Annotated in this window: 12 protein-coding genes; 5 read left to right on the plus strand and 7 right to left on the minus strand. The window is 69.8% G+C overall.

Annotated features, from left to right (window positions below; all coding sequences use genetic code 11):
- The first annotated feature begins 47 nt into the window (after nucleotides 1-47).
- From purU to BMZ19_RS02130, 3 genes are all read left to right on the plus strand, one after another.
- Nucleotides 48-899, plus strand: a complete 852-nt coding sequence (gene purU, locus BMZ19_RS02120) for a formyltetrahydrofolate deformylase (protein ID WP_090306161.1) — start codon at nucleotides 48-50, stop codon at nucleotides 897-899.
- A gap of 111 nt (nucleotides 900-1,010) precedes the next feature.
- Entirely contained in the window at nucleotides 1,011-1,433 is a 423-nt protein-coding gene (locus BMZ19_RS02125) for a CBS domain-containing protein (protein ID WP_090306163.1), read from the plus strand.
- 77 nt (nucleotides 1,434-1,510) lie between these two features.
- Nucleotides 1,511-2,998, plus strand: coding sequence for a helicase HerA-like domain-containing protein (locus BMZ19_RS02130; RefSeq protein ID WP_090306166.1), 1,488 nt, complete (start codon nucleotides 1,511-1,513; stop codon nucleotides 2,996-2,998).
- 25 nt (nucleotides 2,999-3,023) lie between these two features.
- On the opposite strand, the gene BMZ19_RS02135 is transcribed toward BMZ19_RS02130, so the two are convergent.
- Together BMZ19_RS02135 and BMZ19_RS02140 are read right to left on the minus strand one after the other, a co-directional pair.
- On the minus strand, nucleotides 3,024-5,363 hold the full coding sequence (locus BMZ19_RS02135) for an FdhF/YdeP family oxidoreductase (RefSeq protein ID WP_090306168.1): 2,340 nt from the start codon (nucleotides 5,361-5,363) through the stop codon (nucleotides 3,024-3,026).
- Nucleotides 5,364-5,378: 15 nt separating this feature from the next.
- The gene (locus BMZ19_RS02140; RefSeq protein WP_090306173.1) at nucleotides 5,379-6,209 is read right to left on the minus strand and encodes a formate dehydrogenase accessory sulfurtransferase FdhD; all 831 of its coding nucleotides are present in this window, start codon (nucleotides 6,207-6,209) and stop codon (nucleotides 5,379-5,381) included.
- A 279-nt stretch (nucleotides 6,210-6,488) separates the two neighbouring features.
- Here BMZ19_RS02140 and BMZ19_RS02145 point away from each other — a divergent pair, with 279 nt between their 5' ends.
- Nucleotides 6,489-8,093 (plus strand): DUF4139 domain-containing protein, encoded by a 1,605-nt coding sequence (locus BMZ19_RS02145; RefSeq protein ID WP_090306176.1) that lies wholly within the window; start codon nucleotides 6,489-6,491, stop codon nucleotides 8,091-8,093.
- 45 nt (nucleotides 8,094-8,138) lie between these two features.
- Here BMZ19_RS02145 and BMZ19_RS02150 read toward each other — a convergent pair whose 3' ends face one another.
- The 5 genes from BMZ19_RS02150 to chrA form a co-directional block, all read right to left on the minus strand.
- Nucleotides 8,139-9,032: a LysR substrate-binding domain-containing protein gene (locus tag BMZ19_RS02150; RefSeq protein WP_090306178.1), complete on the minus strand. Its 894-nt coding sequence runs from the start codon at nucleotides 9,030-9,032 to the stop codon at nucleotides 8,139-8,141.
- 155 nt (nucleotides 9,033-9,187) lie between these two features.
- Nucleotides 9,188-9,691 (minus strand): DUF7673 family protein, encoded by a 504-nt coding sequence (locus tag BMZ19_RS02155; protein ID WP_090306180.1) that lies wholly within the window; start codon nucleotides 9,689-9,691, stop codon nucleotides 9,188-9,190.
- Nucleotides 9,692-10,052: 361 nt separating this feature from the next.
- On the minus strand, nucleotides 10,053-10,856 hold the full coding sequence (locus tag BMZ19_RS02160; protein ID WP_090306182.1) for an alpha/beta fold hydrolase: 804 nt from the start codon (nucleotides 10,854-10,856) through the stop codon (nucleotides 10,053-10,055).
- 2 nt (nucleotides 10,857-10,858) lie between these two features.
- On the minus strand, nucleotides 10,859-11,878 hold the full coding sequence (locus BMZ19_RS02165) for a M14 family zinc carboxypeptidase (protein WP_090306185.1): 1,020 nt from the start codon (nucleotides 11,876-11,878) through the stop codon (nucleotides 10,859-10,861).
- Nucleotides 11,879-12,023: 145 nt separating this feature from the next.
- On the minus strand, nucleotides 12,024-13,244 hold the full coding sequence (gene chrA / locus BMZ19_RS02170; RefSeq protein ID WP_090306187.1) for a chromate efflux transporter: 1,221 nt from the start codon (nucleotides 13,242-13,244) through the stop codon (nucleotides 12,024-12,026).
- Nucleotides 13,245-13,451: 207 nt separating this feature from the next.
- On the opposite strand from chrA, the gene BMZ19_RS02175 reads away from it, so the two are divergent.
- Nucleotides 13,452-14,204 carry a Mut7-C RNAse domain-containing protein gene (locus BMZ19_RS02175; protein WP_090306191.1) on the plus strand — a complete coding sequence of 251 codons (753 nt, stop codon included), beginning with the start codon at nucleotides 13,452-13,454 and terminating at the stop codon, nucleotides 14,202-14,204.
- Nucleotides 14,205-14,207 lie beyond the last annotated feature (3 nt).

Raw genomic sequence — 14,207 nt, forward strand, 5'->3', positions numbered from 1 at the left:
CCGCCGTCTGGCTAGAATGGCCCCTTCGATGTTTGCGGAGTTACCCCATGCGTACTTTCCGGCTGGTCATCGCCTGCCCCGACCGCGTCGGCATCGTGGCCAAGGTCAGCAACCTGTTGGCCACCTACAACGGCTGGATCACCGAGGCGAGTCATCATTCGGATCTGGATAACGGCTGGTTCTTCATGCGCCACGAAATCCGTGCAGACTCCCTGCCGTTCGATCTCGAGGGTTTTCGCCATGCCTTTGCGCCGATTGCCCGCGAGTTCGGCATGCGCTGGCAGGTCTACGACTCGGCAGTGAAGAAGCGCGTGGTGCTGATGGCCAGCCGCGAGTCGCACTGCCTGGCCGACCTGCTGCACCGCTGGCACAGCGGCGAGCTGTACTGCGAGATTCCCTGCGTAATTTCCAACCACGACGACCTGCGCAGCATGGTCGAGTGGCACGGCATTCCCTATCACCATGTGCCGGTCGACCCGCAGGACAAGACCCCGGCCTTCGCCGAGGTCAGCCGGCTGATCGCCGAGCACCAGGCCGACTGCGTGGTGCTGGCGCGCTACATGCAGATCCTGCCGCCGACCCTGTGCCAGGACTACGCCGGCCGGGTGATCAACATCCACCACAGCTTCCTGCCCTCGTTCGCCGGCGCCAAGCCCTACCACCAGGCCGCCAAGCGCGGCGTCAAGCTGATCGGCGCGACCTGCCACTACGTCACCGAGGAGCTGGACGCCGGCCCGATCATCGAGCAGGACGTGGCGCGGGTCACCCATCGCCAGCAGGCCGAGGACATGGTGCGCATCGGCAAGGACGTGGAACGGAGGGTGCTGGCCCGTGGGCTACGCTATCACTTGGAGGACCGGGTGCTGGTGCATGACAACAAGACCGTGGTGTTCGACTGATTCGCCGCCGCTGGCGCAACCGTTGCCATAACGGCATGACTCAAGACCCGCGCGGGCGTGTTGCCCGCTGGCGTGGTCGTTAGCGATACGCAAGGACAAAGGAGTAAGCCCATGCTCAAGTCAATCAAGGTCCGCGCCTACATGACGCGCCACCTGGTGACCTTTCGCCCGGAAATGGACCTGTTCACCGCCATCAACCGCCTGCTCGAACACTCCCTCGCCAGTGCGCCGGTGGTGGACTCGGAAGGCTATCTGATCGGCATGCTCTCGGAGAGCGACTGCCTGCGGGCGATTCTCGCTGGCGCCTACTTCGACGACGCCCACGGTTCGGTCGGCGGTTACATGACCCCGGCGGTCGACACCATCGACGCCGATGCCGACATCATCGACGCTGCGGAGACCTTCCTGCGCGGCCAGCGCCGGCGTCTGCCGGTGCTAGAGGATGGCCGCCTGGTCGGCCTGATCAGCCGTCACGACGTCCTGCGTGCGGTCAAGGAGTTCGCCCAGCACGAAAAGGGCCAACCGAACGAGTGAACGACGACCGGCAGGCGCGGCCGGTCGCCCGAGGGTGATGGCGGGTCGTGACCGCCATACCAACGGGGAAATGGAAGATGCCTGAGAATCGTCAACTGCTGCTCGGCGCCGATCCGGCCGGGCAGCCCGTCGGCCACCTGCTGCGCCTGGCCAACCGCCACGGGCTGATCGCCGGCGCCACCGGCACCGGCAAGACCGTCACCCTGCAGCGCCTCGCCGAGCTGTTCAGCGATGCCGGCGTGGCGGTGTTCGCCGCCGACATCAAGGGCGATCTGTGCGGCCTCGGCGCCGCCGGCGAGCCGAAGGGCAAGATCGCCGAGCGCATCGCCAGCATGCCCTGGCTCGCGCACCGGCCGCAGGCCTACCCGGTGACCCTGTGGGACGTGGCCGGAGAGAGCGGCCACCCGCTGCGCACCACCCTCAGCGAAATGGGCCCGCTGCTGCTCGGCGCCCTGCTGCAGCTGACCGACAGCCAGCAGGCCGCGCTGTACGCCGCCTTCCAGGTGGCCGACCGCGATGGCCTGCTGCTGCTCGATCTCAAGGACCTCAAGGCCCTGCTCAACCACCTGCAGGCGCATCCCGAGGTGCTCGGCGAGGACCGCGCGCTGTTCACGGCGCAATCTTCCCAGGCCCTGCTGCGCAAGCTGGCCACCCTCGAGCAGCAGGGCGCCGAGGCGCTGTTCGGCGAGCCGGCGCTGCAGCTCGAGGACCTGCTGCAGCCGGCGGCGGACGGCCGCGGACGCATCCACCTGCTCGACGCCAGCCGCCTGGTGCACGAGGCGCCCAAGGTCTACGCCACCTTCCTGCTCTGGCTGCTGGCGGAACTGTTCGAGCAGCTGCCCGAGCGCGGCGATGCCGAGCAGCCGCTGCTGGCGCTGTTCTTCGACGAGGCGCACCTGCTGTTCGCCGACACCCCCAAGGCTCTGCAGGAGCGCCTCGAACAGGTGGTGCGGCTGATCCGCTCCAAGGGCGTCGGCGTCTACTTCGTTACCCAGTCGCCCGGCGACCTGCCCGACGCGGTACTCGCCCAGCTCGGCCTGCGCATCCAGCACGGCCTGCGTGCCTTCACCGCCAGGGAGCAAAAATCCCTGCGTGCGGTGGCCGACGGCTTTCGGCCCAATCCGCAGTTCGAGACGTTGGATGTGCTCACCGAACTGGGTATCGGCGAGGCGCTGGTCGGCACCCTGGAGGACAAGGGCACCCCGGCGATGGTGCAGCGCGTGGCCATCGCCCCGCCGCAGTCGCGCATCGGCCCGCTGAGCGAGAGCGAGCGCGCCGCACTGATCCGCCAGTCGCCGCTGGCCGGACGCTACGACCGCGCGGTGGACCGCGAGTCGGCCTACGAACTGCTCAGCTCCCGCGCTGCCCAGGCCGAGGCGCCGGCAGCGGTGGCCAGGGGCAAGGCGGCGGAGCAGGACAAGTCGCTCGGCGACATGGCCGGCGAGCTGCTCGGCGGCGCGGTCGGCCAGGCGATGAAGAGCGCCATGCGCCAGGCCGCCAACCAGATTGGTCGCGAGCTGGTGCGTGGCTTGATGGGCTCGCTGCTCGGCGGCAAGCGGCGCTGACGCGCCGTTCGGCTTCAGCGCCTGTTTAACCCGCCTGGGCGATCAACCCCGACGCCCGCGCCGGCAGCACGCGGATGGCGACGAACTTCGAGGTCGGCGTGTGGCTGCCGTCGCCGAAGCTGTCCAGCGGCACCAGTGGATTGGTTTCCGGATAGTAGGCCGCGGCCTGGCCGAGCGGGGTGTCGTAGGCGAGCAGGGTGAAGCCCCGCACCCGCCGCTCGATGCCGTCGTCCCATAGCGACAGCAGATCGACCTGCTGTCCCGCCTGCAGACCCAGGCGCTGGATGTCCGCCGGATTGACGAACACCACCTCGCGCATCCCTTTCACCCCGCGATAGCGGTCGTCGAGGCCGTACAGGGTGGTGTTGTACTGGTCGTGGGAGCGCAGGGTCTGCAGGATCAGGTCCGGCTGGGCCGCCTGGCTGCGCACCTCTTCCGGCAGCAGATCGTCCGGCAGCGCGTGGTCCTTGAATTCGGCGCGGCCGCTGGCGGTATGCCACTGCCGGCGCGCCGCGGCGTTGCCCAGGTAGAAGCCGCCCGGCTGGGCCAGGCGCTGCTCGAAGTCGGCGAAGCCGGGGATGGTGTCGCCGATCAGCGCGCGGATGCGCGCGTAGTCCTCGACCAGCCACAACCAGTCCACCGGCTGCTTGCCCAGCGTCGCGGCGGCGATGCCGGCGACGATTGCCGGCTCCGAGCGCATCTGCCGGGACAGCGGCTCAAGCTGGCCCCAGGACGCATGCACCATGCTGAACGAGTCCTCCACCGTGACCGCCTGCGGGCCGCCGACCTGGCGGTCGATGTCGGTGCGCCCCAGGCAGGGCAGGATCAGCGCCTGCTTGCCGGTGGTGAGATGACTGCGATTGAGCTTGGTGCTGATCTGCACGGTCAGCGCGCAGCGCTGCAGCGCCTGGTGTGTACGCGGGGTGTCCGGGGTGGCCTGGGCGAAGTTGCCGCCCAGGCCGACGAACACCCTCACCTCACCGGCGAGCATGGCGTTGATCGCCGCCACTGCGTTGTGCCCCGGCTGGCGGGGCACTGCGAAGGCGAAGCGCTTTTCCAGCGCATCGAGCAGCGCCGCCGGCGGGTGCTCGTTGATGCCCATGGTGCGGTCGCCCTGCACGTTGCTGTGGCCGCGCACCGGACAGGCGCCGGCGCCTGGTTTGCCGACGTTGCCGCGCAGTAGCAGCAGGTTGGCGATTTCCTGGATGGTCGCCACCGAATGGCGGTGCTGGGTGATGCCCATCGCCCAGCAGACGATCACCCGCCCGGCCTGGCGGTAGATACGCGCGGCCTGCTCGATCTCGGCCAGGGCGAGGCCCGACTGCGTCTCGATCTGCGCCCAGGGCGTGGCGTCCACCGCCGCCAGGTAGTCGTCCATGCCGGTCGTGTGCTCGGCGATGAAGCTGTGGTCGAACACCGCCGGCAGGCCCTGCTGCTGCGCCTCGCGCTCCCACTGCAGGAGGAACTTGGCGATGCCACGCAGGGCGGCCATGTCGCCACCGAGCCTAGGGCGGAAGTAGGCGCTGTGGGTCGGCGCGTCGCCGTTGGCGAGCATCTCCAGCGCCTTCTGCGGGTGCTGGAAGCGCTCCAGGCCGCGCTCCTTCAACGGGTTGAAACACACCACCTGAGCACCGCGCTGCACCGCCTCGCGCAGCGGTTCGAGCATGCGCGGGTGGTTGGTGCCGGGGTTCTGGCCCATCACGAAGATGGCGTCGGCGTGTTCGAAGTCGGCGTAGGTGACGGTGCCCTTGCCCACGCCGAGGCTCTGGCCGAGGCCGACGCCGCTGGCCTCGTGGCACAGGTTCGAGCAGTCGGGGAAGTTGTTGCTGCCCAGCGCGCGGCCGAACAGCTGGTAGAGGAAGGCCGCCTCGTTGCTGGCGCGCCCGGAGGTGTACAGCTCGACCTGGTCGGGATGCTCCATGGCCTGCAGTTCGCTGGCGATCAGCGCGAAGGCGGCGTCCCAGGAGACCGGCACGTAGTGATCGCTGGCGGCGTCGTAGCGCAGCGGCTCGGTCAGGCGGCCCTGGTATTCCAGCCAGTAGTCGCTCTGCTCGCGCAGCTGGCGCACGCTGTAGCGGGCGAAGAATTCGGCGCCGATGCCGCGCTGGGTGGCTTCCCAGTTCACCGCCTTGGCGCCGTTCTCGCAGAAATTGACCATGTGGCTGCCCGGCGCCTCGCCCCAGGCGCAGCCGGGGCAGTCGAAGCCGCCGTTCTGGTTGGTCTTCAGCAGGGTGCGGATGTTCTTCAGGGCGTTGTCGCTGCCCAGCCAGGCGCGCGTCACGCTGCGCAGGGCGCCCCAGCCGCCGGCCGGGCCGGCGTAGGGCTGGAAGCGGGCATCGGGGTGGAAGCGGTCGGCGCGGGGCATGGTCGGTCTCGATACTCAGGAGTGGCTGGGCGCCGGGCTATAGACCCGCGGCGCGCTGTGGTGGGGCAGATGGATCAGGTTGAGGCGGTGCGCGCGCGCCCACTGCACGGTCAGCGCGGTGGGCGCCGACAGGCACACCAGGGTGGCGATGCGCGCGCGCACCGCCTTGTGGATCAGCTCCAGGCTGCAGCGGCTGGTGACCGCGACGAAGCCCGCGTCGGGCGCGCTGGCCGCGCCGGGCAGCGCGCCGATCAACTTGTCCAGCGCGTTGTGCCGACCGATGTCCTCGCGGCACAGGGCGATGGCGCCGTCGCTGTCGACGAACAGCGCGGCATGCACCGCGCCGCTGTGGCGGGCCAGGGTCTGCGCCGCGCCGATGCGCTCGCGCAGCCCGGACAGGTGCGCGGCGGGTGGCAGCGGGCTGCCCGGCAGGGCGTCGAGCGCCGGCAGCGCCTGTTCCAGCGCCTCCACCCCGCACAGCCCGCAGCCGCTGCTGCCGGCCAGCTGGCGACGCTGGTGCTTGAGCGCCCAGAACGCGCGGCTGGAGATCTGCACCTCGGCGTGCCGCGCGGCGCCGTCGCCATCGATGTGCAGGTCGTAGAGCTCATCGAGGCTGTCGATCAGGCCGCTGCTCAGGGTGAAACCGAGCACGAAGTCGTGCAGATCCTGCGGGGTGACCATCATCACCGCCTGGCTGAGGCCGTTGTAGCTGATCGCCAGCGCGCACTCCTCGGCCAGCGCGGCGGCGGCCACCCGGGCGGGTTGTGCCAGTTCGGCGTAGGCATAGCCGTTCGCCGGCAGGGCGCTGGCCGGCGGGATGACGGGGAGAGCGGAGGCGCGTGGCATGGGCGGAGCCCTCGGCGACTGTTCGACCTCGTCAGCCTAGGTCGCTCGCCGGCGAGGCGTCCAATCACTGTGACCGATGTGGTGATCGGGCGGGTTTATCACGGGGTGTATGCATGCCGCGACCTGGCGCATGGACAGGCCCGCGCCGCTGGCATAGCCTCGGTCGGCCGGGACAGGGACAGCCGACAGGGAAGGCCGGAGCAATCCTGGCAACTCCCGTCGCCCTCCTGCGAGCCGAGGTCCCCGGCCCTTATCGTCACTCATGGGAGGAGTCCCGCCATGCGCCTGAAGGCGACAGTAGCCCTGTTGTTCCCCGCCACCCTGAGTACCTGCGTGCTGGCCGAGGTCGCGACGCCGATCGCCGCCGTGGTGCTGCATCCCGGCAGCGCCACGGTGGTGCGTACCGCCCAGGTGGCGCCGGGCATGACCCAGGTGGTGTTCTCCGGACTGCCGGCGCGCTTCGATGCGCAGACCCTGCGCGCTGAGGCCGGTCCGCACGTGCGCGTGGGGCAGATCGTCACCCAGGACGCCGCCGGCGCCGCTGCGCTCAACCCCGCCGAGGCGGAGCTGGACGCACGGATCCTCGCCCTGCAGGACCAGCAGGCCGCGCTGGATGCCGAGATTGCGGCAGCCGAGCTGGTCAAGCGCTATCTCCAGCGCTTCAGCAGCGAAGCCGGCGTGCCGACGGAGGGGCAGGGGCTGCCCACGGATGCCAAGACCTTGACCGGCATGGTCGACGCCATAGGCCAGGGGGCGAGCGCCGCCCTGGCCAAGATTCAGGGCCTGACGGTGCAGAAGCGCGAGCTGGCCAAGCAGATCGACGTGCTGCAGCGCGATCTCGGCCAGTTGCGCAGCGGCATCCGCGATTCGCGCAGCGTCACCGTGATGCTCAGCGCAGCCCGGGCCGGCGAGCTGAAGCTCAGCTATCAGGTGGCCAATGCCGGCTGGAAGCCTGCCTATCGGGCAGCGCTGGATACCCAGGCTGCCACCCTGGATCTGGAGCGCCTGGCCAGCGTCGCGCAACGGACCGGCGAAGACTGGCACAACGTCGAACTGACCCTGTCGACCACCCAGCCGCGACTGTCACCCGCCGGCCCCGAACCGCAACCCTGGGTGCTGACCTGGCAGCCGCCGATGCCGGCGCAGATGTCGGCGATGGAGTCCAAGGCCCGCACGCTCGGTCCACTGGCCGGCGCCGCCGCACCGGCCTCCATCGCTCCCAGCGACGAGGCGGACTACCAGCCGCCGACCTTCGTCAACCATGGCGCCTTCGCCAGCGAGTTCGTGGTGCCGACGCCGGTCAGCCTGCCGGCCGATGGCCGCGAGGTGTCGGTCAGCCTGGCCCGGCAGACGTTGCCAGCCAAGCACCATCTGCGCATCGCGCCGCGTCTCGAAAAGGTCGCGGTGGTGACCGCCGAGGCCGAACGTCCGGAGGGCGTCTGGCTGCCCGGAGATACCCAGCTGTTCCGCGATGGCAGCTACGTCGGCTCCGCGTACTGGAGCCCGGCCAGCGCCGAGCGCTTCGTGTTTTCCTTCGGTCGCGACGACCAGTTGCGTGTCGCGGTCGACCAGGTCGAGGGCCAGGCGGGCACCACCGGGGTGTTCGACAAGCGCCGCGAGCAGCGCGTCGCCGAGGTGTTCACCCTCACCAACACCCACAAGAGCCCAGTAGCGGTGCTGCTGCTCGAATCGTCGCCGGTCAGCGGTTCGGAGGAGATCACCGTGCGCGCCGCCTTCGACCCCGCGCCGACGATCCAGGCCTGGCAGCAGCGTCGCGGCGTGGTGGCCTGGGAGAAGACCCTGGCCGCCGGAGAGAGCGCCAAGTTCGGCGTCGACTACACCATCGCCTACCCGCTGGACGGCTTCGTCGGCGGGCTGGAGTAGGGCGCCCAGAGTCCGGCGTCGGGGCACTGGCTGGTGAGAGTCCCCTTATGCCGTGGGCTGCGCCAGCAGCGTGCTCGCCTCGGCGAAGCAGGCCTCGGCCAGCGCCGAGCGCGGCGCGCTGCGGCGCAGGATCAGCCCCAGCGGGGCGAGGGTGTGGGCGTCCTCGATGGGCGTCAGGCTCAGGTGTTCTGTCAGCTCGTCGAGGCCGCCGTTGAGCGGCATGATCGCGCAGCACAGGCCGGCGCTGACCGCCTGCAGCAACTGGTGCACGGCGTCGGTCTCCAGCCGTGGCTGAGGGCTGAGACCGCGACTGCGCAGGGCATGATCGATGGACTGACGAAAGTGCATGCCGCTGGACAGCAGGCCGAGCGGCAGGCTGGCCAGCGCTTCCCAGCGCAGCGACGCCTGCTCGAAACGAAAGTGCCGGCGGTCGTGCAGCAGCCCCATGCGCGTCTCGGCCAGCTCCAGGCTGGCGAAGTGCTCGCGGTCGAGACGGTCGAGGTAGGAAATCCCCAGGTCCAGCTGGTTGCGGCCGAGACGCTCGAGGATCTGCTCGCTGCTCAGGGCGAACAGCTGGAAACGCAGTTCCGGGTGCTCGCGGGCAAACAGCTGCACCAGGCGCAACGGATCGAAACCGGCCAGCGGCACCACGCCCAGGCGCAGGGTGCCGACCAGCTGGCCGCGACAGGCCGCCGCCTCGGCGTACAGGCCGTCCTGCGCGGCGAGCAGACTGCGCGCCCAGGCGAGGATGCGCTCGCCCTCGGCGCTGAAGCCCTCGAAGCGCTGGCCGCGGCGCACCAGCTCCAGGCCCAGTTCCTCCTCCAGGCTACGCAGGCGCATCGACAGGGTCGGCTGGGTGACGTGGCAGCGCGCCGCCGCCTGGCCGAAGTGGCGGGTTTCGTCGAGGGCGACGAGAAAACGCAGCTGCTTGATGTCCATGCCGGCGTAGCGACCTCGCAAGGTGGGGAAAGATGCGACAGTGCGCAACTTTGCCACAGCGGAAGCCGCACGCGCACGGCTGTGCAGCCAGCGACCCCGTTTGGAGGAATGCAGTCGGAGCGGGAGAAGGGTCTGACCGCTCGCCAGTAGCGCCGTCAGCTGTCGCCGTGCTGTGTTCGAGGCAGATCGGTGAGCTTGAGCTGCTGCCATATCCGCTCGCCGTCCTGGATGGCCAGGTGCAGCGGCGACCGGGAGTAGTGATGAAGTTGCAGCACCGCCATGCAGTCCTGCCATTGCTCGATCTCCAGGCGCCGCAGCCTGGACAGATTGAACAGGTGCTCTTGTCCGTTGCGCAGGCCGAGCAGGAAGTCTCGGCAGATCTCGCTTTGCCCGTCGCCCGTGCCGTGCAGGGCCGTCTTCAACAGTCTGACCAGGGCTTCCTGCGCCTGGGGAATCATTGTCCTCTGCTCCGAGCACCAGTGCTCATAGCGCGCCATGCGCGCGGTAATCGCCTGTTCGACCTCGGCTTCATCGCGGGCGCGGCGCGCGCGCGCGATGTCGTTGGCCGGGTGCTGGATCGGGAGGGGAATTGCAGTTGCATCACTCATATGAATCTCCCCACTACTGACCGATGGCAGAACTCGCTCAAACATCCGCATCGGTATTCCACGGAACCACATGGGCAAGTCTGATGCGGATCACCTGCAAGTCAAGTTGACGCCTTGAATTTGACGACAGCCGGCAGGTTTTGTTGGGTATCGGCCTGATTTCGTTTGTGGGAGCGCTGCGGAAGGAGTCATTCCTGTACGGGTGTTAGTCCATAAGTCCCGTGGCACCTGGGTTTCTGCCCTGGAGGGAGTGACGGTAAATGGCTTTTCAGAGCGTCCCTGTCGCGAATGATTTTAACGGCGAAAACCGCTGTTTCCTTGAGTTAACGCAATTCCTTATCAGTTATGGCGACAATTTTCCGACGGCTTTGCTCTGGTGGCCACCTTGCCGAAGCTGGGCAGCGAGGTTCCGCTACTCCCGGTGCGCGATGGCCAGGGATGCGGCAGACGCTGCTTGCTCACGGGCGGCACCATCGTCCCCTGCCAGCCACGTAGCGATCCGCTCGGCCAGCCAGGGGCCGTCGTCCAGTGGCAGGTCGTGGCCGGCGCCGGGATGCTGGACGTGCGGCAGCTGCCAGTGTGCGGCCAGATCGGCGGAGCAGCGTGGGTCGACCAGCGCGTCGCCGGCACCGCTGAGCAGCAGCAGGGGCACGGCCGGGCGCTGCTGCGGCAGGCGAAAGCGCGCCGCCGCCGCCAGCTGGCGCAGGGCGTTGCGCGGTGTGACCGGGTGGCGCTGGCGCAGGGCGACCCAGGCATCCAGCACCGCCGGATCGGCGCGGCGGCTGGTCAGGCGCAGGATCGCCGCCTCGCGGGCATGGGCATCGGCGCGGGCCAGCACGCCGAGCAGGGTCGGGTAGCTGGTCGGGCGCAGGCGCCGGTAGAACGGGCTGATGCCGGCAAAGCTGCTGTTGATCAGCACGCCGCCGGCGACCTGCGCCGGATGGGCGGCGGCCCAGGCCAGCGCCACCATCGCGCCCAGCGACATGGCCAGCAGGTGCACCGGGCCGTCGATGCCCAGTGCCGCCAGCTGGGTGCGACAGGCGACCACCATGGAGGCGACGCGCAGCGGGCTGGCTTCGCGGTGCAGGGCGCCGTTGCCGGGCAGGTCGAGGGTGAGGATGCGCGCATCCGGCAGACACTCCGCCAGTTGCGCGGGAAAGGCGCCCCAGTGGCCGCTCTCGCGGGTCAGGCCGCGCAGCAGGATCCAGGTGGCCACGCCTAGCGCCACGGATACCAGCGGCGCAGGGCCTGCTGGCGGTGCTGCTCGCGTTCCTCGCCACTCGGGCACCAGCCCTGGTAGCCGCAGGCGGCGCGGCCGACGAAGTCCAGCCATTCCACCTGGCGGCGCAGCACGCGCGCCTCGCGGTGGCCGAGCAGCGGGTTGAACAGGCCCTGCAGCGACAGCAGCTGGCGCGGGTTCTTCTTCACCCACAGCCAGGAGCCCATCTCCAGGGTCAGCGGTAGCATCACCCGCGTCGGGTCGCTGCAGGCGCGCTGGTAGAGGTGGTCCCAGAGGTCGCCATGGGTCAGGTACTGGCAGCTCTGCGGCTCGAACACGTAGGGATGATGGCGGTGGGTCTGGTCGAGGAGCTCGCTCAGCGCGTGCATTTCCGCCAGATGCGGGATCGGCCGGCGCGTACCGGCGTAGGGAAACCAGATGCGGTCGTGCAGGCCGAAGCCGGAGTGGCAGTCCACCGCGATGCTGAAGCGGTGGCTGAGCAGCTCCTCCTCGACCACGCGGCACAGCGCCTGGCTTTCCGCCTGCATCGGCGCGCTGCGTGGGCCGCGGTACCAGGGCAGGCGCGAACTCAGGCGCTGGCCGCCGACCAGGAAGGCGACGCGCTGCTCGGCGTCCAGCGGCGCGTTGCGCATCAGGTCGACGCCCTGCGGATTGGCACGGGTACCGCGCCACAGCCCGCCGGGGTTGACCACCGGCATGAACACCAGGCGCATGCGCTCGAGCTGCTGCAGCAGCAGGCTGTCCCAGCGCAGGCGCGTCGTCACGCTGCGCAGGAAGGACAGCACCACGGTCGCGCCGATCCGCTCGAGGCCGTGCACGCCGCCGAAGTAGCCGACCGCCGGCGCGCTCGGCGCAGGATTGCCGAGGCTGATCGCGTACACCGGCAGACTGCGCGTGCCGACGTCCACCCGGCACAGCTCGCGCACCTGCAGCAGATTGCCGAGCTTGTCGACCAGCCGCTCGAGTTCGAGGAGTTCGCTGGGCTCACTGGCGGGCATGCGACCTCCGAGATTCGAGACAGGGCACCCTGCCACCAGTCTAGGCGCTGTGCACGCCCACACCGGCGGCGTTGGCGCGGAGCAGGGCGCCGTCAGTCGGACGGGCCGGACCGCGTCAGCTGGAGCCAGGTTCAAGCCACGAGCTTCAGGCCACGAGACTCAGCAGCCAGCCGGCGCCGCCGCCGAGCAGCACCACCAGCCAGGGCGGCAGCTTCCAGACCATCAGCGCGATCAGCGCCAGCAGGGCCAGGCCGAAGTGGCCGGGGCCGTGGATCGCGCTGGTCCACACGGGGTTATACAGCGCGGCCAGCAGCAGGCCGACCACCGCGGCATTGACGCCGGCGAGCGCGGCCTGGGTGTGCGCACTGCGCCGCAGCCGCTCCCAGAACGGCAGTGCGCCGGCCACCAGCAGGAAGGAGGGCACGAAGATGGCGACCAGGCACAGCAGGCCGCCGCTCCAGCCGCCGGACTCGCCGTGCAGCGAGGCCCCCAGGAACGCCGCGAAGGTGAACAGCGGGCCGGGAACCGCCTGTGCGGCGCCGTAGCCGGCGAGGAACACGTCGTTGCTGACCCAGCCGGGCGGCACCACTTCCGTCTGCAGCAGGGGCAGCACCACATGGCCACCGCCGAACACCAGCGCGCCGGCGCGATAGAAGGCATCGACCAGTTGCACCGCCGGCCGCGGCCACAGCTCGGCGAGCAGCGGCAGGCCGAGCAGCAAGGCCAGGAACAGCACCAGGCACAGCGCGCCGGCACGTCGCCCGGTGGCGATCGGCAGCGGTTGGTGGGCTGTCCCCGGTGCGGGTCTGAAGCACAGCAGGCCGACCAGCGCGGCGCTCAGGATCACCCCGATCTGGCCCAGCGCGGTGGGCCACAGCAGCACCACGCAGGCGGCCAGCGCCATCAGGGTGAGGCGCGGGGCGTCGCTGCACAGGGTGCGCGCCATGCCCCACACCGCCTGCGCCACCACCGCCACGGCGACCACCTTGAGCCCGTGCAGCAGGCCGCCGGGCAGCGCATCGCCCCAGCTCGCCAGGCCCAGGGCAAACAGGATCAGGGCGATGGCCGAAGGCAGGGTGAAGCCGGTCCACGCCGCCAGCGCGCCGGCATAGCCCGCGCGCGACAGGCCGAGGGCCATGCCCACCTGACTGCTGGCCGGCCCGGGCAGAAACTGGCACAGGGCGACCAGATCGGCGTAGCTGCGCTCGCTCAGCCACTGCCGACGGCTGACGAACTCCTCGCGAAAGTAGCCCAGGTGCGCAACCGGCCCGCCGAAGGAGGTCAGGCCCAGACGCAGGAAGATCAGGAAGACCTCCCACGCCCGGGCGGCACCGCTGGCGGCGGCGGGGGATTCTCGGTGGGGCATGCGGACTCCTGGTGCGGGATGGACGATGGACGGGCGAAATTCTGCCATGCCCGTGTTGAACAGCGATGAATGTTCCGGCCCGGTCGCACACTCGGCAGTGCCCGGCACGGCGACATTCGTGCAGGTGCAGGTGCAGGTGCAGGTGCAGGTGCAGATGCAGATGCAGGTACGCCGCGCGCGCCTTCTGCGCCTGCCATACTGTCCGCCATGGTCAGCGCCACTTTTCGCTTCTACGAGGAGCTCAACGACTTCCTGCCGGCCGAGCGGCGCGGGCAGGCGTTTACCTGCGCGTGTGCGCAGGCGGCCACGGTCAAGCACATGATCGAGGCGCTCGGCGTGCCGCACACCGAGGTCGAGCTGGTGCTGGTCAACGGCGAGTCGGTGGACTTCGCCCGGCCGATCCACGATGGCGACCGGGTGGCGGTCTACCCGCGCTTCGAGACGCTGGACATCACCCCGCTGCTCAAAGTCCGCGCCCAGCCGCTGCGCGCGCTGCGCTTCATCGCCGACGCCCATCTCGGTGGCCTGGCCCGCCTGCTGCGCATGAGCGGCTTCGACACCCTCTACGACAACGACTTCGAGGACGGCCAGATCGCCTCACTGGCCGCCGCGCAGCAGCGCATCGTGCTGACCCGCGACCGCGAACTGCTCAAGCGGCGCATCGTCAGTCACGGCTGCTACGTGCATGCGCTCAAGCCGGCGCTGCAGTTGCGCGAACTGTTCGAGCGCCTCGACCTGGCGCGCAGCGCGCGGCCGTTCACCCTGTGCGTGCACTGCAACCTGCCGCTGCACGAACTCGACACCGAGCTGGCCCGCGCGCGCGTGCCACCGCGCGCCGCCTGGCTCTACTCGCGCTTTCTCGGCTGCGACGCCTGTCAGCGCATCTACTGGGAGGGTTCACACTGGCGCAACATGTGCGCGCTGCTCGGCCCGCTGCTGGCGCGAGCCGGGGACGGCTGAACG

It is taken from the genome of Pseudomonas linyingensis (assembly GCF_900109175.1).
Classification (GTDB): Bacteria; Pseudomonadota; Gammaproteobacteria; order Pseudomonadales; family Pseudomonadaceae; genus Geopseudomonas; species Geopseudomonas linyingensis.

Bases quoted from the DNA above. Each gene is read 5' to 3' on its own strand.
- purU (WP_090306161.1), top strand. From the start codon at position 48: ATGCGTACTTTCCGGCTGGTCATCGCCTGCCCCGACCGCGTCGGCATC.
- BMZ19_RS02125 (WP_090306163.1), top strand. From the start codon at position 1,011: ATGCTCAAGTCAATCAAGGTCCGCGCCTACATGACGCGCCACCTGGTG.
- BMZ19_RS02130 (WP_090306166.1), top strand. From the start codon at position 1,511: ATGCCTGAGAATCGTCAACTGCTGCTCGGCGCCGATCCGGCCGGGCAG.
- BMZ19_RS02135 (WP_090306168.1), bottom strand. From the start codon at position 5,363: ATGCCCCGCGCCGACCGCTTCCACCCCGATGCCCGCTTCCAGCCCTAC.
- BMZ19_RS02140 (WP_090306173.1), bottom strand. From the start codon at position 6,209: ATGCCACGCGCCTCCGCTCTCCCCGTCATCCCGCCGGCCAGCGCCCTG.
- BMZ19_RS02145 (WP_090306176.1), top strand. From the start codon at position 6,489: ATGCGCCTGAAGGCGACAGTAGCCCTGTTGTTCCCCGCCACCCTGAGT.
- BMZ19_RS02150 (WP_090306178.1), bottom strand. From the start codon at position 9,032: ATGGACATCAAGCAGCTGCGTTTTCTCGTCGCCCTCGACGAAACCCGC.
- BMZ19_RS02155 (WP_090306180.1), bottom strand. From the start codon at position 9,691: ATGCGGATGTTTGAGCGAGTTCTGCCATCGGTCAGTAGTGGGGAGATT.
- BMZ19_RS02165 (WP_090306185.1), bottom strand. From the start codon at position 11,878: ATGCCCGCCAGTGAGCCCAGCGAACTCCTCGAACTCGAGCGGCTGGTC.
- chrA (WP_090306187.1), bottom strand. From the start codon at position 13,244: ATGCCCCACCGAGAATCCCCCGCCGCCGCCAGCGGTGCCGCCCGGGCG.
- BMZ19_RS02175 (WP_090306191.1), top strand. From the start codon at position 13,452: ATGGTCAGCGCCACTTTTCGCTTCTACGAGGAGCTCAACGACTTCCTG.